The sequence below is a fragment of the Pseudomonas sp. JE3303 genome, assembly GCF_056312565.1.
This window is the reverse complement of sequence record NZ_JBWGIF010000002.1, coordinates 381739-400929: the sequence shown is the minus strand read 5'-3', so window position 1 is coordinate 400929 and position 19191 is coordinate 381739. Positions and strand designations below refer to the sequence as shown.

Sequence of the window (19191 nt, the reverse complement as noted above, 5' to 3'; positions counted from 1 at the left end):
GCGCGAGTGATCATGTTCAAGCGAAGTACCATTACCCTGGGGGGCGCCGCGCTGGGCGCCGCCCTGCTCGTCAGCGGCTGCGCCAACCAGATGTCCCAGCGCAGCGAACATGAGGAGCGTGTCGAGCGCAAACTGCTCGCGCACAGTCTGCAGATCGATGTCGGGGAACCGAAGGTGCTTGAGTTGCCCCAGCGGCGCGTACGCGTTCAGGAGCAGAAGCACTTCGAGGTGACCGAGTTCGAGGTCAGCCGTCACTATGACCGCTACACCCCTTACCAACCCTGGCGGGAAATCTACGAGATTCCGCTGGGCGCGGTGGCCGTGGTGGCCGGCGTCGGCGCCAATGTGGTGAACATCCTCGCGCTGGGCAACCTGCCGGAGAGCGTGACCCAGGACTGGCTGGGCTACGGGGTGGCCGGGCTCAACCCGTTCATGAACGTGCAGTCCAATGGCCGGGCGCAGCAAAACCTGGCCGGCACCGACGAAGTCCAGAAGGACAAGCGCCAGGAGTACACCACCCTGCCGTGGAGCGAGCGCCTGGTCGAAGTCAAGGCGGGCAAGCTGTCCCACGAGCTGGCGACCGACAGTAATGGCATCCTGCGCCTGAACCTGCTCGACGCCCCGTTTTCGGAGCAGAACCTCAATCACGTCGGGACCCTGCACCTGCAGGTGGTAGATGAGGACAACGGGGTTCGAGACGACGCCAGCCTGCTGATCAGCAGCGACCTGCGCGGCAAGCTGGTCGAGGCCCACAACCTGATCTTCGATGACCTCGAGGACGACGAGGTGGGCCAGTGGGTGCACAGGGTCAAGCGTCTTTCCGAGCTTGGTCTTGAAGAGGAAGCGAGCGAACTGGAACAGAGCCTGATCGAGCTCACGCGCAATGACCCGGAGCTCCAGCAGGAGTTTCTCCAGGCGCTGACCCGCAATGCAGGCCGCCTGGTCGCCGATCCGGGCGCAAGGTGATGTACCAGGCCGGTGTCGTTCCGACGCCGGCCTCTCTCACGTGTTCTCGAACAGCTCCAGCTGTTCGTGGGCACCGCGCAGGTCAAGCAGACGTACCCCAACCCCCAGCAATCGCACCGGCTTGTCGCCGCGGGCATAGGCCTGGCTGAGCAGCTGCCGGTAACTTTCCAGGTCGCGCCCCGCCCCCGACTGCTCGAGCGTGGTCTGACTGAAGTCGTGGAACTTGACCTTCACGAAGGGCTTGCCCGCCCGATAGCTGCTGTCCATCCTTCCTACGCGCTCATTCAGGGTGAGCAACAGTTCGGGGAGCTTCTCCAGGCAGCTGGGCAGGTCCGGCAGGTCGGTGTCATAGGTGTTTTCGACGCTGACGGATTGACGCCGACTGTCGTTGTGCACGATCCGGTCGTCCACCCCTCGCGCCAGCCCAAACAGACGTTCGCCAAAGCTGCCGAACTCGCGCACCAATGAGAGCCTGGGCCACTCGCGCAGCTCCAGGCACGTGGTGATACCCAGGCGCGCCAGCTTGTCCGCCGTGACCTTGCCCACTCCGTGGAGCTTGGCCACGGGCAGCGCCGCCACGAACTCCTCCACTTGCGGCGGCGTGATCACGAACAGCCCGTTGGGCTTGCGCCAGTCGCTGGCGATCTTGGCGAGAAACTTGTTGGGCGCGACCCCGGCCGACACGGTGATGTGCAACGTGCGCGCAACCCGGCGGCGGATATCCTCGGCGATCCGCGTGGCGCTACCGGCGAACCACTGGCTCTCCGAAACATCCAGGAAGGCCTCATCCAGCGACAGTGGCTCGATCAGATCGGTGTAGTCGCGGAAAATCGCATGGATCTCGCGAGAGGCTTCCTTATAGGCATCGAAACGCGGCTTGACGATCAGCAGGTCCGGGCACAGCTTGAGCGCATGCCGGGAAGACATCGCCGAGCGTACGCCGTAGGCACGCGCCTCATAGTTGCAGGTAGCGATCACCCCACGACGCTCCGCCGAACCGCCCACGGCCATGGGCCGACCGGCAAGACGCGGGTCGTCACGCATCTCGATCGCGGCATAGAAGCAGTCGCAGTCGATGTGGATGATCTTGCGCAAGGACATGGATGACCGTCAGTACTGTAAATTCATACAGATACTATCTTATTCGAACACTGGAACCGCTTCCACTCGTGCGCAAACCCGGTCGCTCGCCCTGGAACCCACGCCCTACCTGACCCCAAGGCCAAAATGAGACGCTAAGAGTTTGAACAAAAAAGGGTTTTCTGTTGAAAACGGTTGACACCGCGGCAGAAATCCGTAGAATTCGATCTCACAGACGCGGGATGGAGCAGTCTGGTAGCTCGTCGGGCTCATAACCCGAAGGTCGTCGGTTCAAATCCGGCTCCCGCAACCAGATACAAAAGAAAGGCCACTGTTCACACAGTGGCCTTTTTTGTTGCGCCCATTTAATGCCCTTGGAAAAAACTTGCTGCAATTCAATCATTTAGATTGACGCGATGACGAATAGCTGTAGAATGCGCCCCACAGACGCGGGATGGAGCAGTCTGGTAGCTCGTCGGGCTCATAACCCGAAGGTCGTCGGTTCAAATCCGGCTCCCGCAACCAGATACAAAAGATAGGCCACTGTTCACACAGTGGCCTTTTTTGTTGTGCCGGAAAAAACAAATGCAGGGAATTCATTCATCGGGGTTGACGCCCAGCCTGATAGCTGTAGAATGCGCCCCTCTGACGCGGGATGGAGCAGTCTGGTAGCTCGTCGGGCTCATAACCCGAAGGTCGTCGGTTCAAATCCGGCTCCCGCAACCATATTCGTCAGAACAGACCCCGCCTGCTTTCAGCAGTGCGGGGTTTGTTGTTTCTGGGGTTCTGAAAAGCCGGCAGGCCGTGCCATGGCGCTCAGATCATGAAACTTGTTTAAGCATGGCATCCCCAGGGGGCAAGCTACTATTGCTGGCACGAGTATTCCCACAGGAATTGCCCCTTGCCCGCTCCCCTCCCCACCTCGCGCACTGCCTCGAGGTGAATGATGAACTCCCCGACTCCTGATGCACCAGTCCCTGTGACTGCGGCGCTGCCTGCGGCTGCGAGCAAGCTCCCCTGGCTCGAACGCCTGAGCAGGTATCGCCAGCCGCTGGGCCTGGCGATGACCTTGCTGCTGTTCGCCATTGCCCTGATCGCCTGCCGGCATCTGCTGAGCGAACTGGATATCCATGCCCTGCATGACGCGGTGCTCGGCATGCCGGCCAGCGCCATGGCCGGTGCCTTTGCCGCTACGGTGATCGGCTTTGTGATCCTGCTCGGCTATGAATGGTCAGCCAGCCGCTACGCCATGGTCAAACTGCCGCCAGCCACGCTGGTCATGGGCGGCTTCAGTGCCTTCGCCATAGGCAATGCCATTGGCTTGTCGATGCTCTCCGGCGGCTCGGTGCGCTATCGCCTGTACAGCAGGCATGGCCTGGGCGCGGGCGAGATCGCCCGGATGACGGTCTTCGCCAGCCTTTCACTGGGCTGCGCGCTGCCTCCCCTGGCGGCGCTTGCCACCCTTGCCGACCTGCCCGCGGCCGCCATGGCATTGGGCTTGCCGCCATTGCTGCTCGGCAGCGTGGCGAGTGCCGTGCTGGTACTGACGGTCGCGCTCATCCATGGCCTCTATCGTCGTCGGCTGCCGGAGCAGCCCTCGGTCCATACCCTGCTGGTTCAAATCGGGCGGCGAACCCTGCGTTTGCCCTCTGCACGCCTGGCTGCCCTGCAACTGCTGATCACCGCCCTGGATGTGGCCGCCGCGGCCACCGTGCTTTACCTGCTGCTGCCCGAGGCTCCGCCCTTTGCGGCCTTTGTGCTGGTCTACCTGCTCGCACTGGCGGCGGGTGTGCTCAGCCACGTGCCTGGTGGCATCGGTGTGTTCGAGGCAGTGTTGCTGGCGGCCTTCGCCAATCAGCTCGGCGCCGCGCCCCTGGCGGCAGCGTTGCTGATGTACCGGCTTATCTATGTGGTGCTGCCTCTGCTGGTGGCCTGCGTGCTGCTGTTGGCCAACGAGGCGCGCCGCCTGCTGTTTGCCCGGCAGGCGATCAAGGCTGCATCAGGCCTGGCCGCCCCGGTGCTGGCCGTGCTGGTGTTTCTCTCGGGCGTGGTGTTGCTGTTTTCCGGCGCTACCCCGGAAATCGACACGCGCCTTGAGCACATGGGCTTTCTGGTGCCGCACCGGTTGATCGACGCCTCGCACTTCGGCGCCAGCCTTATCGGCGTGCTCTGCCTGCTGCTCGCCCAGGGCTTGCGCCGCCGCCTGTCGGCCGCCTGGCTGCTGACCACGGTACTTCTGCTGATGGGCGCCCTGCTGTCACTGCTCAAGGGCTTCGATTGGGAGGAGGCGTGCATCCTGACGTTCACGGCCTGCCTGCTGGCCTTGTTCCGTCGCTCGTTCTACCGTCCCAGCCGGCTGCTCGAGCTGCCCTTTTCGCCGGTGTATGTCGTCGCCAGCGCCTGCGTGGTCGGCGCCTCGATCTGGCTCCTGCTGTTCGCCTACCAGGATGTGCCGTACAGCCACGAGCTGTGGTGGCAGTTCACCCTGGACGCCGATGCACCCCGCGGGCTGCGTTCGGCGCTGGGCAGCGCGGTACTCCTGGTAGCTGTTGCCCTGACCTGGCTGCTGCGCACCGCGCGTCCGGTGATCCACCTGCCCAACGCTGAAGAGCTGCAGCGTGCCCGGCAGATACTGCAGGCCTCGGAGCAGCCCGATGGCGGCCTGGCCCTGACCGGCGACAAGGCCCTGCTGTTCCATCCCGAGGGCACTGCCTTCCTCATGTATGCACGGCGCGGCCGCAGCCTGGTGGCGCTCTACGATCCGATCGGGCCGGCCGAGGAACGCGCGGAGATGATCTGGCAGTTCCGCGACCTGTGCGACGTCCACCACGCGCGTCCGGTGTTCTACCAGGTGCGTGCCGAGAACCTGCCCTTCTACATGGACATCGGCCTGACCGCGATCAAGCTGGGCGAGGAAGCCCGGGTCGACCTGCGCAGCTTCGACCTGGAGGCCAAGGGCAAGGAAATGAAAGACCTGCGCTACACCTGGAACCGCGGTGGCCGTGACGGCCTGAGCCTCGAGATCCATGAAGCGGGCAAGGCACCGCTGGACGACCTGAAGGCCATTTCCGATGCCTGGCTCAGCGGCAAGAATGTGCGCGAGAAGGGCTTTTCGCTGGGCCGCTTCAGTCCCGAGTACCTGGCGCATTTCCGTATCGCCCTGATCCGTTTCCAGGGCCGTCCCGTGGCGTTTGCCAACCTGCTGGAAACCCAGGGCCGTGAACTGGCCAGCCTGGACCTGATGCGCGCTCATCCGCAGGCACCGAAGCTGACCATGGAGTTTCTGATGATCGGCCTGATCCTGCACTACAAGAGCCATGACTACGCCCGCTTCAGCCTGGGCATGGTGCCGCTCTCGGGCCTGCAGCCACGTCGCGGCGCGCCACTGACCCAGCGCCTGGGCTCGATGGTGTTCCAGCGCGGCGAACAGCTCTACAACTTCCAGGGCCTGCGGCGCTTCAAGGACAAGTTCCAGCCGGACTGGGAACCTCGATACATGGCCGTGCCGGCCGGGCTCGACCCGCTGGTTGCACTGGCTGACACCGCCGCACTGATTGCCGGTGGCCTGACTGGATTGGTAAAACGCTGATGACTCGACGCTACTGGCTGTATCTACTGCTCCCTTTGTTGCTTGCCCTGCTCGCCGCGGCCCTCGGTTTCTGGCTATGGACCCGGCCAGCGCCGCCCGCTGACCTGGAGCACCTTACACTCGATGATGGCAGCAGCCTGACCCTGGTCACCCCAGGTATCCAGGCCAAGGCACGGGTCGCGATTGCCGTACCGACCGGCCAGCACCTCAGCGACCGTCAACTGCTCGGCCTGAGCCAGGCCGGCCAGGCCCAGCTGGTCCAGGTAGTGCTGCCGGGTAATGACTGTCTCAAGCAGCAACAGGTGGTGCAGCAGGCCATCGAGCACCTGGCTGGAGCGCCCACCCTGGTCGCCGGCATCGGCCCTGGCGCAGCCCAGGCCTGGCGCTGGCTGGCGGGACAACGAAGCGATCACGCCCGCGCCATTTCCGTGGGCTTCACCCTGGAGCAGCCCGACTGCACGGCAGCGCTGCCAAAGAGTGCGCCCCACGGCCACTGGAGCGTGGCCTGGAACGACAATCCGGATGACGCCAGCGCCGCCTTCGTGCGGGACCAGGCCAATGCCGAGACCAGCATCAGCGACTACGACATTCACCTGCCCCAGGTGCTCAAGGGCCAGCTGACTCAGGCCCTGGTCGGACAAGACGCCAGCGCGCTGGACATTCCCGTGGTGGAAGTGCCCGCAGGGCAAACCACTGATACCGTCACCTTGTTCCTGTCAGGCGACGGCGGCTGGCGAGACCTGGACCGCGACGTGGCAGGCGAGATGGCCAAGCTCGGTTATCCGGTGGTGGGCATCGACACGCTGCGTTACTACTGGCAGCACAAGACGCCAGAACAAAGCGCCGCGGACTTGTCGGAGCTGATGCATCACTACCGTCGGAAATGGGGCACCAAACGCTTCGTGCTCACGGGGTATTCCTTCGGCGCGGATGTCTTGCCGGCGATCTACAACCGGTTGCCGGACGAAGACCAGCAACGGGTCGACGCCGTGATCCTGCTGGCCTTCGCCCGCAGCGGCAGTTTCGAGATCGAAGTCGAGGGCTGGCTGGGCAATGCCGGCAAGGAAGCGCCGACCGGCCCGGAAATGGCCAGGCTGCCAGCGTCCAAGGTCGTGTGCATCTACGGCACGGAAGAAACCGACGAGAGCGGGTGCACCGAGCGCACCGCCGTGGGCGAGCGGGTCGAGCTGCCGGGCGGCCACCATTTCGACGAGGACTACCCTGCCCTGGCCAAGCGCCTGATCGGCGAGATCGAAAGCCGCCAGGGCAAGAGCAGCTCCTGAGTTCAGATCTCCACCTGCGTCCCCAGCTCGATCACCCGGTTCAGCGGCAGGTTGAAGAAGCGCAGGTTGCCGTTGGCATTCTTCAGCAGGAAGGCGAACAGCGCCCCGCGCCAGCGGGACATGCCTTCCAGGCGCGAGGCGATCACCGTCTCGCGGCTAAGGAAGTAAGTCGTGCGCATGGGACTGAAATCCAACGTGTTCAAGTGGCACAACTTGAGCGCCGCAGGCACGTCGGGCTCATCCATGAAGCCGAAATGCAGCAGTACCCGGAAGAAGCCCTCGCCGTAGGATTCGACTTCGAACTGCTCCTGCGGGGGCACCCTTGGCCGGTCCTCGTTGACCACGGTCAACAGCACCACCTGTGAGTGCAGGACCTGGTTATGCAGCAGGTTGTGCAACAGCGCATGAGGCACGGCGTCTGGCCGGGCGGTGAGGAAGATCGCGGTGCCTTCGACGCGGTGAGGCGGCTGCACGCTGATGCTGCTGATGAACAACGGCAACGGCAGGCTGCCCTCGTCGATACGCTCCACAAGGATCTGCTTGCCGCGCTTCCAGGTCGTCATCAGGACGAACAGCACGATCCCCGCCAGTACCGGAAACGCCCCGCCCTGCACGATCTTCGGCACGTTGGCGGCGAAGAACAGGCCATCGACCAGCAGGCAGCCGATCAATACCGGCACCGCCAGCACCGGCGGCCACTTCCACAGCAGCAGCATGACCGGCGACACCAGCAAGGTGGTCATCAACATGGTCCCGGTCACTGCCACGCCGTATGCCGAGGCCAGCGCACCGGAAGACTCGAACCCCAGCACCAGCAGCACCACGCCGACCATCAGTGCCCAGTTCACCGCAGGGATATAGATCTGCCCCTGCTCGTGGCTCGAGGTGTGCTGGATCTGCATGCGCGGGATATAGCCTAGCTGGATCGCCTGCCGAGTCAGCGAAAAGGCCCCGGAGATCACCGCCTGCGAGGCAATCACCGTGGCCAGGGTGGCCAGGCCCACCAGTGGCAGCAACGCCCAGCTCGGCGCCAGCAGGTAGAAGGGGTTGCGCGCAGCCTCTGGGTTCTGCAACAGCATCGCGCCCTGGCCGAAGTAGTTGAGCACCAGCGCTGGCAGCACCAGGGCAAACCACGCGCGGGCGATCGGCTTGCGGCCAAAGTGGCCCATGTCGGCGTACAGCGCCTCGGCGCCGGTCAGCGCCAGCACCACGGCACCGAGCACCGCCACGCCAATGCCCGGATGAACGATGAAAAAGCGCACCGCCCATGCCGGGTTCAGCGCCTTGAGTACTTCGGGGCTCTGCATGATCCCATGCACGCCAAGGGCCGCCAGCACCAGGAACCAGGTGACCATCACCGGCCCGAACAGAATCCCGATGCGCGCGGTGCCATGCTTCTGGATCAGGAACAGCGCCACCAGCACCACCACCGCGATCGGCACTACCCAGTGATCGATACCTTCGAAGGCCAGCCCCATGCCTTCCACCGCCGAGAGTACTGAAATCGCCGGAGTGATCATGCTGTCGCCGTAGAACAGCGCTGCCCCGATCAACCCGCAGGCCACCATCAGCATGCGCAGCCTGGGGTACGGCGCCGACGCCCGCCGTGCCAGGGCGGTCAACGCCATGGTCCCGCCTTCGCCCTGGTTGTCGGCGCGCAGGATGAACACCATGTACTTGAACGAAACCACCCAGATCAGCGACCAGAAGATCAGCGCGAGAATGCCCAGCACCCCGTCATGATTCACCGGAACGCCATAGCTGCCCGAGAAGACTTCCTTGAGGGTATATAAAGGGCTGGTGCCGATATCGCCATAGACCACCCCGACAGCTGCCACGAGCAGGCTCACCGGCTTGGCCGCCTTGTGCCCGCTATCGGCCTGACTGCTTGCCTGAACCATCGACCACTCCCACGAACGGCCCGCAGGCCCGGAACAATTCACATCGATATCGCGAGGCCTGCAACCGCCAGGCCTGACGCCGCGAAGCATAGCGCAGCGTTCGTCGCTTTTCTGCTGGTCAAGTGGCAGTGCGCTCGCTAGAATTGCGCACTTTTTGATCAGAGGCGCGCACAGCGCCCATCAGGACTGCCCCGTCATCGACACCGGGCAGCCTTATTCAATACCGAGGTTAGTCATGTCCACCACCCCTACGCCCACCACGCCAAAGGTAGGATTCGTATCACTCGGCTGCCCGAAGGCCTTGGTCGACTCCGAACGTATCCTGACCCAGCTGCGCATGGAAGGCTACGAAGTCGTGCCCACCTACGAGGACGCCGATGTCGTGGTGGTCAACACCTGCGGCTTCATCGACAGCGCCAAGGCCGAATCCCTTGAAGTGATCGGCGAAGCCATCAAGGAAAACGGCAAGGTCATCGTCACCGGCTGCATGGGCGTCGAGGAAGGCAGCATCCGTGATGTGCACCCAAGCGTGCTCTCGGTCACCGGTCCCCAGCAATACGAGCAGGTGGTCAATGCGGTGCACCAGGTGGTGCCACCCCGCACCGACCACAACCCGCTGATCGACCTGGTGCCGCCCCAGGGTATCAAGCTGACCCCGCGCCACTACGCCTACCTGAAGATTTCCGAAGGCTGCAACCACAGCTGCAGCTTCTGCATCATCCCATCGATGCGCGGCAAGCTGGTGAGCCGCCCGGTCGGTGAAGTGCTGAGCGAAGCCGAGCGCCTGGTCAAGGCCGGCGTCAAGGAGATCCTGGTGATTTCCCAGGACACCAGCGCCTATGGCGTCGACGTCAAGTACAAGACCGACTTCTGGAACGGCCGTCCGGTCAAGACCCGCATGCTCGAGCTGTGCGAGGCGCTGAGCAGCCTGGGTGCCTGGGTTCGCCTGCACTACGTGTACCCATACCCGAACGTCGACGACGTGATCCCGCTGATGGCCGCTGGCAAGATCCTGCCGTACCTGGACATTCCGTTCCAGCATGCCAGCCCGAAAGTGCTCAAGTCGATGAAGCGTCCTGCGTTCGAAGACAAGACCCTGGCGCGCATCAAGAAGTGGCGCGAGCAGTGCCCTGAGCTGATCATCCGTTCGACCTTCATTGTCGGCTTCCCGGGCGAGACCGAAGAAGACTTCCAGTACCTGCTCGACTGGCTCAGCGAAGCACAGCTCGACCGCGTCGGCTGCTTCCAGTACTCGCCGGTCGAAGGCGCTCCGGCCAACGACCTGGGCCTCACCGAGGTGCCGGACGAGATCAAGCAGGACCGCTGGGACCGCTTCATGGCTCACCAGCAGGCGATCAGCGCCGCGCGCCTGCAGCAGCGCATCGGTCGCGAGATCGAGGTATTGATCGACGAAGTCGAGGAGCAGGGCTCCGTGGGCCGCAGCTTCTTCGACGCCCCGGAAATCGACGGCAGTGTGTTCATCGATGGCGACCACGGCTTCAAGCCAGGCGACAAGGTGCGCTGCCGGGTAGTCGATGCCGATGAGTATGACCTGTGGGCCGAGCCTGTCTGAGGCTTCTCCTGACAACAGGCCCCGCCCACTGGCGGGGCTTTTTGCATCTATGGTTTCTCACCATGTCCTTGGAGGAATGCGCCGATGTCCTGCCCGCTGACCCTGCAGACGCCCCATGCGAGCGACTACCCCGAACTGACCCGAGTCTGGGAAGCCTCGGTGCGCGCTACCCATGAGTTCCTGCCCGACTATTACATCCAGGTACTGCGCGACCACGTGCTGAGCCGATACCTGGATGCGGTCATGCTGGTCTGCTGCAAGGAAGGCACGCGTATCTGCGGCTTCGCCGGAGTCGCCAACGGACGCCTCGACATGCTGTTCGTCGCGCCCCAGGACCACGGCCGGGGTATTGGCAAGCGCCTGCTGCGCCATGCTGTCCGGGAACTCGACGCCCGCAGCCTGGACGTCAACGAGCAGAACACCCATGCACTGGGCTTCTACCTGCGCCAAGGGTTCGAAGTGACAGGCCGCTCGGAAACGGATGGCTTGGGTCAGCCGTACCCCCTACTCCACCTGAGGCTCATTCCTACAGAACCCTAGGACCACGGTGCAGGAAGGCGTGAGCATCGTCCGAAAATGCCCAGCCAGCCGATAAAGCGTGGAAACCGTGCAGGTTCCCGGCCTCAAAGCAGCCTGGACAGGTACAATGGGCGCCTTATTCCCTGCACTGCGACCGCCCTCATGTCTGAACCCGTCCGCCTCTCCAAACGCCTTATCGAACAGCTCGGCTGCTCCCGCCGTGAAGCCGAGTTGTATATCGAGGGGGGCTGGGTCTCGGTGGATGGCGTGGTGGTCGAGCAGCCGCAGTTCAAGGTCGAAGGCCAACGTGTCGAGCTGTTGCCAGGCGCACGCGCCGATGCCCTGGAACCTGTGACCCTGCTGCTCAACCAGCCGGTGGAACTGGGTGTCGAAGCGGCCCGCGACAGCATGAACATGACCAATCTGGCACAGACCCATGTCCAGACCGTGCGCCCACTGCATGGGCATTTCCTGCGCCAGGAGTGCATTGCGCCGTTGCAGCCTGGCGCGAGCGGCCTGCAGATCTTCACCCAGGACTGGAAGGTCACCCGCAAGATCAACTCCGACCTTGCGCGCCTCGAGCAGGAATACATCGTCGAGGTACGTGGCGAAGCCTCCCCCCAGGCGCTTGAACGCCTGGCCCGTGGCGTGGTGCGCAAGGGCCGTGAATTGCCCAAGGCCAAGGCCAGCTGGCAGAACGAGACCCACCTTCGCCTGGCGGTGAAAAACCCGTTGCCCGGCCAGATCGCCGAACTCTGCGCAAGCCTGGGACTCGAGGTGACCAGCATGCGCCGGATCCGCCTGGGCGGCGTCAGCATGGGCAAGCTGCCACTGGGCCAGTGGCGCTACGTGGCAGGCACCGAAAGATTCTAGCAATACGGCCGCGCCACGCAGGCGCGGCTCTCGAACAGGATTGGTTTATGACTCACAACGATGTACTGCGTAGCCTGCGCTACATGATCAACGTCAACGATGCCCAGGTGGTCGAGATCATCGGCCTCTCGGGGCTCGAGGTCCCTCTGGAGGACGTGCTCACCTACCTGAAGAAAGAAGAAGAGCCGGGCTTCGTGCGCTGCCCTGACCGGGTCATGGCCCACTTCCTCGATGGCCTGGTGATCCACAAGCGCGGCCGTGACAACAGCCGCCCGCCACAGCCGGTTGAAGTCCCCGTGACCAACAACAGCATTCTCAAGAAGCTGCGGGTTGCATTCGAGCTGAAGGAAGACGACCTTCACGCGGTGCTCAAGGCCGCGAACTTCCCGGTGTCCAAGCCGGAACTCAGCGCGCTGTTCCGCAAGGTCGGCCATGAGAACTACCGCCCCTGCGGCGACCAGCTTCTGCGCAATTTCCTCAAGGGCCTGACCCTGCGCGTGCGCGGCTGAGCCGTAATGAGCCATAGCGTTTCGCCGGTCGGTATCGTTCGTTCCTGCTTCAAGGAAAAGTTCGCCATTCCCAGGCAGCCGCAACTGGCACCGGCGGCCCGCGGCGTGCTGGAACTGCTGCCGCCGTTCGATCAGGGTGATGCCGTGGCGGGCCTCGAGCAGGTCAGCCATGTGTGGCTGCTGTTCCTGTTCCACCAGGCCCTGGAAGACAAGCCACGACTGAAGGTGCGCCCGCCGCGCCTGGGCGGCAACAAGTCGATGGGGGTATTCGCCACGCGCGCCACGCACCGGCCCAATGGCATCGGTCAATCGGTGGTACGCCTCGAGGGCGTCGAGCCGGGGCGCTTGCTGCTCTCGGGGATCGACTTGCTTGACGGTACGCCGGTGCTCGATATCAAGCCGTATGTTCCGTACGCGGACAGCATTGCCGACGCCCGCAACCAGATGGCCAGCCAAGCGCCCGAGCCCATTGCCGTGGAGTGGAGCGAGACTGCACTAGCCCAGGCCCGCGAACACGCGCTGCGCTTGGAGGAGCCGCTGGTAGAGCTGATCGAGCAGTGCCTGGCACAGGATCCGCGGCCGGCGTATCAGGTACCGGCGCCGGAGCGGGTATATGGCGTGAAGTTCTGGGATGTGCAGGTACGCTGGCACTACCCGCAGCCGGACCGGATCCGGGTGCTGGAAGTGGTGCTCGAAGGTTGATCTGAACTGCGAAAACGCAATGGGGCCGCTGTGCGGCCCCATTGAGAGGTTTCTTACGCGATCTGGCCGCTTACTTCTCGACGAATGCACGCTCGATCAGGTAATCGCCCGGCTCGCGCATGCGCGCCGAGATCTTCAGGCCGAAGCTGTCGAGCACTTCGCTGGTCTCGTCGAGCATGCTCGGGCTACCGCAGATCATTGCGCGGTCGTCCTGCGGGTTGATCGGTGGCAGGCCGATGTCGCTGAACAGCTTGCCGCTGCGCATCAGGTCGGTCAGGCGGCCCTGGTTCTCGAACGGCTCGCGGGTGACGGTCGGGTAGTAGATCAGCTTGTCACGCAGGGACTCACCAAAGAACTCGTTCTGCGGCAGGTGCTCGGTGATGAACTCGCGGTAGGCCACTTCGTTGACGTAGCGCACACCGTGGACCAGGATCACTTTTTCGAAGCGCTCGTAGGTCTCCGGGTCCTGGATGACGCTCATGAAAGGCGCCAGGCCAGTGCCGGTGCTCAGCAGGTAGAGGTGCTTGCCCGGATTGAGGTCGTCAAGCACCAGGGTGCCGGTAGGCTTCTTGCTGATGATGACCTCGTCGCCTTCCTTCAGGTGCTGCAGCTGGGAAGTCAGCGGGCCGTCCGGCACCTTGATGCTGAAGAACTCCAGATGCTCTTCCCAGTTGGGGCTGGCGATCGAGTAGGCACGCATGAGCGGGCGGCCGTTAGGCTGTTGCAGGCCGATCATCACGAACTGACCGTTCTCGAAGCGCAGGCCGGGATCGCGGGTGCACTTGAAGCTGAACAGGGTGTCATTCCAGTGATGAACACTGAGGACACGTTCGTGGTTCATGTTGCTCATGTACGGGCTCCTGAAAAAAAACGCTGCGCTGACCAAGAGCGCGATTGCGCGATAGTGTAGAGGCAGCGACAATATCTGTTAAATGAATTATCAAGATATGTGTTATCGGTTATATAGATATGCGATTTACTCTACGACAACTCCAGGTATTCGTCGCCGTCGCCCAGCACCAGAGCGTGTCGCGGGCTGCCGGCATGCTCGCGCTGTCTCAATCAGCGGCGAGCACCTCGATCACCGAACTTGAGCGTCAATCAAGCTGCCAATTGTTCGATCGCGCGGGCAAGCGCCTGAGTCTGAATGCGCTGGGTCACCAGTTGCTGCCCCAGGCAGTCGCCCTGCTCGACCAGGCCAAGGAGATCGAAGACCTGCTCAACGGCAAGTCTGCCTTCGGCTCGCTCGCGGTCGGTGCCACCCTCACCATCGGCAACTACCTGGCCACGCTGCTGATCGGCAGCTTCATGCAGAAACACCCCGAGAGCCAGGTCAAGCTGCATGTGCAGAACACTGCGCACATCGTGCATCAGGTAGCCCACTATGAAATTGACCTGGGTCTGATCGAAGGCGACTGCAACCACCCCGACCTGGAAGTGCAATCCTGGGTCGAGGATGAACTGGTGGTGTTCTGCGCGCCTCAGCATCCGCTGGCGAAGACAGGCCATGCGGATATCGAGGCGCTTTCCCGCGAGGCCTGGATCCTGCGCGAGCAGGGCTCGGGCACACGGCTGACCTTTGACCAGGCCATGCGTCATCACCGGGCCAATCTCAACATTCGTCTTGAGCTGGAGCACACGGAGGCGATCAAGCGTGCCGTGGAGTCGGGGCTGGGTATCGGCTGCATCTCTCGCCTGGCCCTGCGCGATGCGTTCCGTCGCGGCAGCCTGGTGCCGGTGGAAACCCCCGAGCTCGACCTGGCGCGGCAGTTCTATTTCATCTGGCACAAGCAGAAGTACCAGACATCGGCCATGCGCGAATTTCTGGAACTGTGCCGCAGCTTCACCGCAGGGGTGCGGCGCAGCGACGAGATCGTCCTGCCGCCGATCGCCTGAGGCTCAGAGCAGGATCACGCCCCATACCAGCGCGATCATGGTCAGGGCCACCAATTGCGCGGCACTGCCCATGTCCTTGGCATTCTTCGAGAGCGGATGGCGATCAAGCGAGATGCGGTCGATGGCCGCCTCCACCGCCGAATTGAACAGTTCGACGATCAGGCCGAGCATGCTCACGGCAATCAGGATCGCCCGTTCGGCGCGAGTGACCGGCAACCAGAAGGCCAGCGGGACAAGCAAGACGTTGAGCAACACCAGTTGACGAAACGCAGCCTCGCCCTTGAAGGCAGCGCGCAGGCCATCGAGCGAATACCCAGCGGCGTTGAAGATTCGTTTTAGGCCGGTCTGGCCCTTGAATGGCGACATGGAAAGTCACTTCACCCCGTTAAAGCGCTGCAGAGTAATGCACGCGGAGTCAAAAAAGCGTGAAGGCAAAATGCCTTAACCCTGGGAAACCGATTCCAGTTGTTGCAAGAGCAGCGCCGCCTGGGTGCGGGTGCGCACATTGAGCTTGCGGAAGATCGCGGTGACGTGGGCCTTGATGGTAGCTTCCGACACGCTCAGCTCGTAGGCGATCTGCTTGTTCAGCAGGCCTTCGCAGACCATCGTGAGCACCCGGAACTGCTGCGGTGTCAAGCTGGCCAGGCCCTCGCTGGCGGCCTTGGCCTCAGGCGAGACATCGACTTTCTCGAACGCCTGGGGCGGCCACCACACCTCGCCGTCCAATACCTTCTGCACCGCGTCCTGGATCACCTTCAAGTCGCTCGACTTGGGAATGAAACCACTGGCGCCGAACTCGCGCGACTTGACCACCACCGCCGCCTCTTCCTGCGCCGAGACCATGACCACCGGCACCTGCGGATATTGCCCGCGCAGCAGTACCAGGCCGGAGAACCCGTAAGCGCCGGGCATGTTCAGGTCCAGCAGCACCAGGTCCCAGTCGGCCTTCTCGGTCAGGCGGACTTCCAGCTCGGCGATGCTCGCCACTTCCACCAGGCGTACATCCGGCCCAAGCCCGAGGGTAACGGCCTGGCGCAATGCGCTGCGAAACAGCGGGTGGTCATCGGCTATCAGGATTTCGTATGTGGCCATCGATCTTCAGATCCTTTTTTCAGCAAGCGGCGAGCGGCAAGCTGCTCCCGGAGGCAACAGTATGAACCAATCCCTGCCCCCTGCCCCTTGTACTATAGGAAGGTGTGCAAACGCTGATGAACACTGTCGTGCTCATCCAGCGGCCAATGCCGCTTGGCGCTCAGGTAGTGAGTGCTGAACACATCGAGGTATGCGTCCAGCGCCTGGGCAGCGTGCTGGTCGCCGGCCAACTCCAGGCACATGGCGGCCACCTCCGCGGTGCAGAAGTGGTCATCGCGCTTGGACCGACGCAGGCGGTAGCGTGACATCTGCTCGGGCTGCAGGCTCAGGACCGGGAAGCGATCCAGGTACGGGCTCTTGCGAAACATCTTGCGCGCTTCCGTCCAGGTGGCATCGAGCAGAATGAACAGCGGGCGCTTGCCTGGCTCGCGGCTCACCTCGGTCACCACGCGCTGCGGCGCGACGAACTCGCCAGGGAACACGATATAAGGCTGCCACTGCGGGTTGTCGAGCAATGCCAGCAGGCGCTCGTCGACTTCAGTGCGCTGCCAGCCGAAGGCCGAGGTATCGTCGATCAGGTCAGCGATCAGCCAGCCTGTGTTGGTCGGCTTCAACGGCTCGGTATCGTGCATCAGCAGGCACATGCCCGACTCGGCACCCACGGTCGGCCGCCAGGCGCACAGGCAGTGGCTGACGATCACCCGGCAGCGCGGACAGCGTTCGGCCCGCGAACCTCGGGCGATAAAGGGTTTGACGCTGCGGGCCAGGCGCTCGGCGCGCAGGCGTGACACGGCATGGCTCATGGCGTGCAGCCACGCTGGACAGATGGGATGGGCACTACGGTGACTCGGCAGGAAAACAGGCCGGCAGTCTATCAGAGGGCCGGGCATTTGCCGTGCAGCGAAGCCGACAGCTCACTTATAATGGCACAACCGGTGTTCGAACCATGGAACACTGCCGACAGGCGCGGGTCAAAGCGCCAGTCATCGAACCAGGAGAGATCCATGCTGCGCCTTATCATCCCGACCCTGAGCCTGCTGCTCGCCTTGCCCTTGGCTGCCCAGGCGGCGTCCAAGCAGGAATACGAGCTCACCCAAACGTTGCAGAAGGTCGCCAAGGAAAGCAGCGTCGGCACCCCCCGTGCGATCAATGAAGACATCATGGATCAAGGCTACACGGTCGAAGGCAAAGCCTTGATCAATCACCTCAGCGTGCGCGAGAGCCACGCCCAGAAAATGCTCGCCAACCCGGACCAGGTTCGCAGCCAGCTGGGCGACAGCGTATGCCGCAACAACGGGTTCCGCCAGTTGCTGTCACGTGGCGCGGTGCTGGTCTACCGCTTTACCGTCTACAAGAGCAACCGTCCGGTCATGGACCAGCCGTTCGACGCTGCCAGCTGTGTCGCCGGTGGCAAGAAGAGATAATCAGCTGCTTGATTACCCTGGCCCGGTCTTCGACCCGGCCAGGCGAACAGCCAGGCTCAACCGTTCTGCACGAACAGCCGTCAAGGTCTAGATTGATATCAACACTCCCCGTTTTTTTCCAGCCCGCACAGGGCGCGGCCGGGACAGGTTATCGGTCCCGTCCGGAGGTTTGCTGCAGAAGGAGACGTTGAATGCCCTATCAACCCAACGAGCTACTGTTCAACCATTTCAGGGACAGCGGAATCGACCTGAGCAAGATTGACGAGCAACTGCGACTGGTCGCACCCGACAGCCCCAACCTCCCCCTCTATCGGGACATGATGCTGACCGTCTTGCGCATGGCCCACGATGACCGTAATCGCTGGAATGCCAAGATCACCCTTCAGGCCCTGCGCGAGCTCGACCATGCCTTCCGTTCGCTGGAACGCTATAAAGGCCGCCGCAAGGTCACTGTGTTCGGCTCTGCCCGTACACCACTCGAACATCCGATGTATGCCCTGGCCCGGGAACTGGGCGCAAGCCTGGCGCGATCCGACCTGATGGTCATCACAGGCGCAGGCGGCGGGATCATGGCTGCCGCCCATGAAGGCGCCGGGGCCGAGCATAGCCTGGGCTTCAATATCACCCTGCCCTTCGAGCAACATGCCAATGCCACGGTGGATGGCACCGACAAGCTGCTGCCTTTCCACTTTTTCTTCATTCGCAAACTGTTTTTCGTGAAAGAGGCCGACGCGCTGGTGCTCTGCCCTGGCGGCTTCGGCACGCTGGATGAGGCTCTGGAGGTGTTGACCCTGATCCAGACCGGCAAAAGCCCACTGGTGCCGGTGGTACTGCTGGATTCGCCCGGCGGCAGCTTCTGGCAGGACTGCCTGAACTTCATCACCCGTCAACTTGAAGAGAACCGCTACATCCTGCCCAGCGACATGAAGCTGCTGCGCCTGGTCCATAGTGCGGAGGAAGCCGTGGACGAGATCAACCAGTTCTACAGCAACTATCACTCAAGCCGCTGGCTGAAGAATCAGTTCGTGATGCGCATGCAACATCCACTCAGCGATGCGGCACTGCATGACCTGCAGGATGGCTTCGCCGACCTGCGCCTGAGCGGCAAGTATCACCAGCACGCCGATACGGGCGCCGAACATGATGAAGCCAATTTCCGCCACCTGACGCGCCTGACCTTTGCATTCAACGGCCGCGACCAGGGTCGCCTGCGGGAACTGGTCGACTTCATCAACCTGCCGGAAAACTGGGCCAAGCCCCAGCCCATGCACACTACCCAGCGCGCCCGGGAAGCGCTCAGGGTGACATGAAGCTAATCGTCCAGCCCTCGGCCGCTCAAGAGGCGGCCGATCATGTCCAGCCCGTAGCCACGGTAAGCGAGAAAACGCGTTTGCTGTGCGCGGCTGCGCGGATCAATCGGACGAAGCCCGTCGTATTTGCGCTGCCAGACGTCCTGGAGCCGGGCTGACCAGTTGATCCCGCTGTCACGCAGGGCCTGGTCAATGTCGCCACGGTCGAGTCCACGCTGGCTCAGCTCTTCGCGAATCCGTGCAGGGCCGTAGCCGGAATTTGAACGGTAGGAGATGAAGCTTTCGAGGTAGCGGGCCTCGCTGAGAAGGCCTTCTTCGGCAAGGCGATCGAGCGCAGGCTCGATCAACTCGTCGGTGGCGCCTCGCTGACGCAATTTGCGCGTCAGCTCGACGCGACCATGCTCGCGTCGCGCGAGCAGGTCCATGGCTGTCCGCCGAACGGCGACGGGGGTGTCGAGAACGGCGGGCATGGGG

19 protein-coding genes and 3 tRNA genes are annotated in these 19191 nt (G+C 63.1%); 14 read left to right on the top strand and 8 right to left on the bottom strand.

The features are described 5' to 3' along the window. The first annotated feature begins 12 nt into the window (after positions 1 to 12). A complete protein-coding gene (locus tag AC0ZZU_RS05285) occupies positions 13 to 966 on the top strand; it encodes a hypothetical protein (RefSeq protein WP_476339474.1) in 954 nt (317 codons plus the stop codon). A 36-nt stretch (positions 967 to 1002) separates the two neighbouring features. On the opposite strand, the gene dinB is transcribed toward AC0ZZU_RS05285, so the two are convergent. Further along, entirely contained in the window at positions 1003 to 2061 is a 1059-nt protein-coding gene (dinB, locus tag AC0ZZU_RS05280) for a DNA polymerase IV (RefSeq protein ID WP_476339502.1), read from the bottom strand. 221 nt (positions 2062 to 2282) lie between these two features. On the opposite strand from dinB, the gene AC0ZZU_RS05275 reads away from it, so the two are divergent. The 5 genes from AC0ZZU_RS05275 to AC0ZZU_RS05255 all read left to right on the top strand — a co-directional run bounded on the left by AC0ZZU_RS05275 (position 2283) and on the right by AC0ZZU_RS05255 (position 6918). Then, positions 2283 to 2359, top strand: a tRNA-Met gene (locus tag AC0ZZU_RS05275). A gap of 135 nt (positions 2360 to 2494) precedes the next feature. Continuing rightward, positions 2495 to 2571: transfer RNA gene (locus tag AC0ZZU_RS05270), tRNA-Met, on the top strand. 124 nt (positions 2572 to 2695) lie between these two features. After that, positions 2696 to 2772 (top strand) — tRNA-Met (locus AC0ZZU_RS05265). A 220-nt stretch (positions 2773 to 2992) separates the two neighbouring features. After that, a complete protein-coding gene (gene mprF / locus AC0ZZU_RS05260; protein ID WP_476339473.1) occupies positions 2993 to 5635 on the top strand; it encodes a bifunctional lysylphosphatidylglycerol flippase/synthetase MprF in 2643 nt (880 codons plus the stop codon). Further along, positions 5635 to 6918: a virulence factor family protein gene (locus AC0ZZU_RS05255; protein ID WP_476339472.1), complete on the top strand. Its 1284-nt coding sequence runs from the start codon at positions 5635 to 5637 to the stop codon at positions 6916 to 6918. Before mprF ends, AC0ZZU_RS05255 begins: the two co-directional genes overlap by 1 nt. A 2-nt stretch (positions 6919 to 6920) precedes the next feature. Here AC0ZZU_RS05255 and AC0ZZU_RS05250 read toward each other — a convergent pair whose 3' ends face one another. Further along, on the bottom strand, positions 6921 to 8819 hold the full coding sequence (locus AC0ZZU_RS05250) for a potassium transporter Kup (protein ID WP_476339471.1): 1899 nt from the start codon (positions 8817 to 8819) through the stop codon (positions 6921 to 6923). A 235-nt stretch (positions 8820 to 9054) separates the two neighbouring features. Between AC0ZZU_RS05250 and rimO the strand changes: the two genes are divergently transcribed. The 5 genes from rimO to tsaA all read left to right on the top strand — a co-directional run bounded on the left by rimO (position 9055) and on the right by tsaA (position 12995). After that, positions 9055 to 10392 carry a 30S ribosomal protein S12 methylthiotransferase RimO gene (gene rimO / locus AC0ZZU_RS05245; RefSeq protein WP_476339470.1) on the top strand — a complete coding sequence of 446 codons (1338 nt, stop codon included), beginning with the start codon at positions 9055 to 9057 and terminating at the stop codon, positions 10390 to 10392. A gap of 84 nt (positions 10393 to 10476) precedes the next feature. Further along, entirely contained in the window at positions 10477 to 10932 is a 456-nt protein-coding gene (locus tag AC0ZZU_RS05240; protein WP_476339469.1) for a GNAT family N-acetyltransferase, read from the top strand. A 141-nt stretch (positions 10933 to 11073) separates the two neighbouring features. Next, a complete protein-coding gene (locus AC0ZZU_RS05235) occupies positions 11074 to 11784 on the top strand; it encodes an rRNA pseudouridine synthase (protein ID WP_476339468.1) in 711 nt (236 codons plus the stop codon). 47 nt (positions 11785 to 11831) lie between these two features. Continuing rightward, positions 11832 to 12293, top strand: a complete 462-nt coding sequence (locus tag AC0ZZU_RS05230; RefSeq protein ID WP_476339467.1) for a YehS family protein — start codon at positions 11832 to 11834, stop codon at positions 12291 to 12293. 6 nt (positions 12294 to 12299) lie between these two features. Beyond that, entirely contained in the window at positions 12300 to 12995 is a 696-nt protein-coding gene (gene tsaA, locus AC0ZZU_RS05225) for a tRNA (N6-threonylcarbamoyladenosine(37)-N6)-methyltransferase TrmO (protein WP_476339466.1), read from the top strand. A 70-nt stretch (positions 12996 to 13065) separates the two neighbouring features. Here tsaA and fpr read toward each other — a convergent pair whose 3' ends face one another. After that, entirely contained in the window at positions 13066 to 13845 is a 780-nt protein-coding gene (gene fpr, locus AC0ZZU_RS05220) for a ferredoxin-NADP reductase (protein ID WP_158461789.1), read from the bottom strand. Positions 13846 to 13964: 119 nt separating this feature from the next. Here fpr and finR point away from each other — a divergent pair, with 119 nt between their 5' ends. Further along, positions 13965 to 14891, top strand: a complete 927-nt coding sequence (gene finR, locus AC0ZZU_RS05215) for a LysR family transcriptional regulator FinR (protein ID WP_476339465.1) — start codon at positions 13965 to 13967, stop codon at positions 14889 to 14891. 3 nt (positions 14892 to 14894) lie between these two features. On the opposite strand, the gene AC0ZZU_RS05210 is transcribed toward finR, so the two are convergent. The 4 genes from AC0ZZU_RS05210 to AC0ZZU_RS05195 form a co-directional block, all read right to left on the bottom strand. After that, complete coding sequence (locus AC0ZZU_RS05210) at positions 14895 to 15257, bottom strand: diacylglycerol kinase (RefSeq protein WP_476339464.1); 363 nt, start codon at positions 15255 to 15257, stop codon at positions 14895 to 14897. A 75-nt stretch (positions 15258 to 15332) separates the two neighbouring features. After that, on the bottom strand, positions 15333 to 15983 hold the full coding sequence (gene erdR / locus AC0ZZU_RS05205) for a response regulator transcription factor ErdR (protein ID WP_476339463.1): 651 nt from the start codon (positions 15981 to 15983) through the stop codon (positions 15333 to 15335). A gap of 92 nt (positions 15984 to 16075) precedes the next feature. Then, positions 16076 to 16786: a tRNA-uridine aminocarboxypropyltransferase gene (locus tag AC0ZZU_RS05200; RefSeq protein WP_476339462.1), complete on the bottom strand. Its 711-nt coding sequence runs from the start codon at positions 16784 to 16786 to the stop codon at positions 16076 to 16078. A 71-nt stretch (positions 16787 to 16857) separates the two neighbouring features. After that, the gene (locus AC0ZZU_RS05195; RefSeq protein ID WP_476339461.1) at positions 16858 to 16989 is read right to left on the bottom strand and encodes a hypothetical protein; all 132 of its coding nucleotides are present in this window, start codon (positions 16987 to 16989) and stop codon (positions 16858 to 16860) included. On the opposite strand from AC0ZZU_RS05195, the gene AC0ZZU_RS05190 reads away from it, so the two are divergent. Both AC0ZZU_RS05190 and AC0ZZU_RS05185 read left to right on the top strand, forming a co-directional pair. Then, entirely contained in the window at positions 16988 to 17407 is a 420-nt protein-coding gene (locus AC0ZZU_RS05190) for a quorum-sensing-regulated virulence factor family protein (protein WP_158461784.1), read from the top strand. The genes AC0ZZU_RS05195 and AC0ZZU_RS05190 overlap by 2 nt on opposite strands. Before the next feature lie 191 nt (positions 17408 to 17598). After that, positions 17599 to 18717, top strand: a complete 1119-nt coding sequence (locus AC0ZZU_RS05185; RefSeq protein ID WP_476339460.1) for an LOG family protein — start codon at positions 17599 to 17601, stop codon at positions 18715 to 18717. 2 nt (positions 18718 to 18719) lie between these two features. On the opposite strand, the gene recX is transcribed toward AC0ZZU_RS05185, so the two are convergent. Beyond that, positions 18720 to 19187, bottom strand: a complete 468-nt coding sequence (gene recX, locus AC0ZZU_RS05180; RefSeq protein WP_476339459.1) for a recombination regulator RecX — start codon at positions 19185 to 19187, stop codon at positions 18720 to 18722. Between the last annotated feature and the right edge of the window lie 4 nt (positions 19188 to 19191).

Bases quoted from the DNA above. Each gene is read 5' to 3' on its own strand.
- AC0ZZU_RS05190 (WP_158461784.1), top strand. From the start codon at position 16,988: ATGCTGCGCCTTATCATCCCGACCCTGAGCCTGCTGCTCGCCTTGCCC.
- AC0ZZU_RS05235 (WP_476339468.1), top strand. From the start codon at position 11,074: ATGTCTGAACCCGTCCGCCTCTCCAAACGCCTTATCGAACAGCTCGGC.
- erdR (WP_476339463.1), bottom strand. From the start codon at position 15,983: ATGGCCACATACGAAATCCTGATAGCCGATGACCACCCGCTGTTTCGC.
- AC0ZZU_RS05285 (WP_476339474.1), top strand. From the start codon at position 13: ATGTTCAAGCGAAGTACCATTACCCTGGGGGGCGCCGCGCTGGGCGCC.
- rimO (WP_476339470.1), top strand. From the start codon at position 9,055: ATGTCCACCACCCCTACGCCCACCACGCCAAAGGTAGGATTCGTATCA.
- AC0ZZU_RS05210 (WP_476339464.1), bottom strand. From the start codon at position 15,257: ATGTCGCCATTCAAGGGCCAGACCGGCCTAAAACGAATCTTCAACGCC.
- AC0ZZU_RS05230 (WP_476339467.1), top strand. From the start codon at position 11,832: ATGACTCACAACGATGTACTGCGTAGCCTGCGCTACATGATCAACGTC.
- AC0ZZU_RS05195 (WP_476339461.1), bottom strand. From the start codon at position 16,989: ATGGATCTCTCCTGGTTCGATGACTGGCGCTTTGACCCGCGCCTGTCG.
- AC0ZZU_RS05240 (WP_476339469.1), top strand. From the start codon at position 10,477: ATGTCCTGCCCGCTGACCCTGCAGACGCCCCATGCGAGCGACTACCCC.
- AC0ZZU_RS05185 (WP_476339460.1), top strand. From the start codon at position 17,599: ATGCCCTATCAACCCAACGAGCTACTGTTCAACCATTTCAGGGACAGC.
- recX (WP_476339459.1), bottom strand. From the start codon at position 19,187: ATGCCCGCCGTTCTCGACACCCCCGTCGCCGTTCGGCGGACAGCCATG.
- AC0ZZU_RS05250 (WP_476339471.1), bottom strand. From the start codon at position 8,819: ATGGTTCAGGCAAGCAGTCAGGCCGATAGCGGGCACAAGGCGGCCAAG.
- AC0ZZU_RS05255 (WP_476339472.1), top strand. From the start codon at position 5,635: ATGACTCGACGCTACTGGCTGTATCTACTGCTCCCTTTGTTGCTTGCC.
- fpr (WP_158461789.1), bottom strand. From the start codon at position 13,845: ATGAGCAACATGAACCACGAACGTGTCCTCAGTGTTCATCACTGGAAT.
- finR (WP_476339465.1), top strand. From the start codon at position 13,965: ATGCGATTTACTCTACGACAACTCCAGGTATTCGTCGCCGTCGCCCAG.
- mprF (WP_476339473.1), top strand. From the start codon at position 2,993: ATGAACTCCCCGACTCCTGATGCACCAGTCCCTGTGACTGCGGCGCTG.
- tsaA (WP_476339466.1), top strand. From the start codon at position 12,300: ATGAGCCATAGCGTTTCGCCGGTCGGTATCGTTCGTTCCTGCTTCAAG.
- AC0ZZU_RS05200 (WP_476339462.1), bottom strand. From the start codon at position 16,786: ATGAGCCATGCCGTGTCACGCCTGCGCGCCGAGCGCCTGGCCCGCAGC.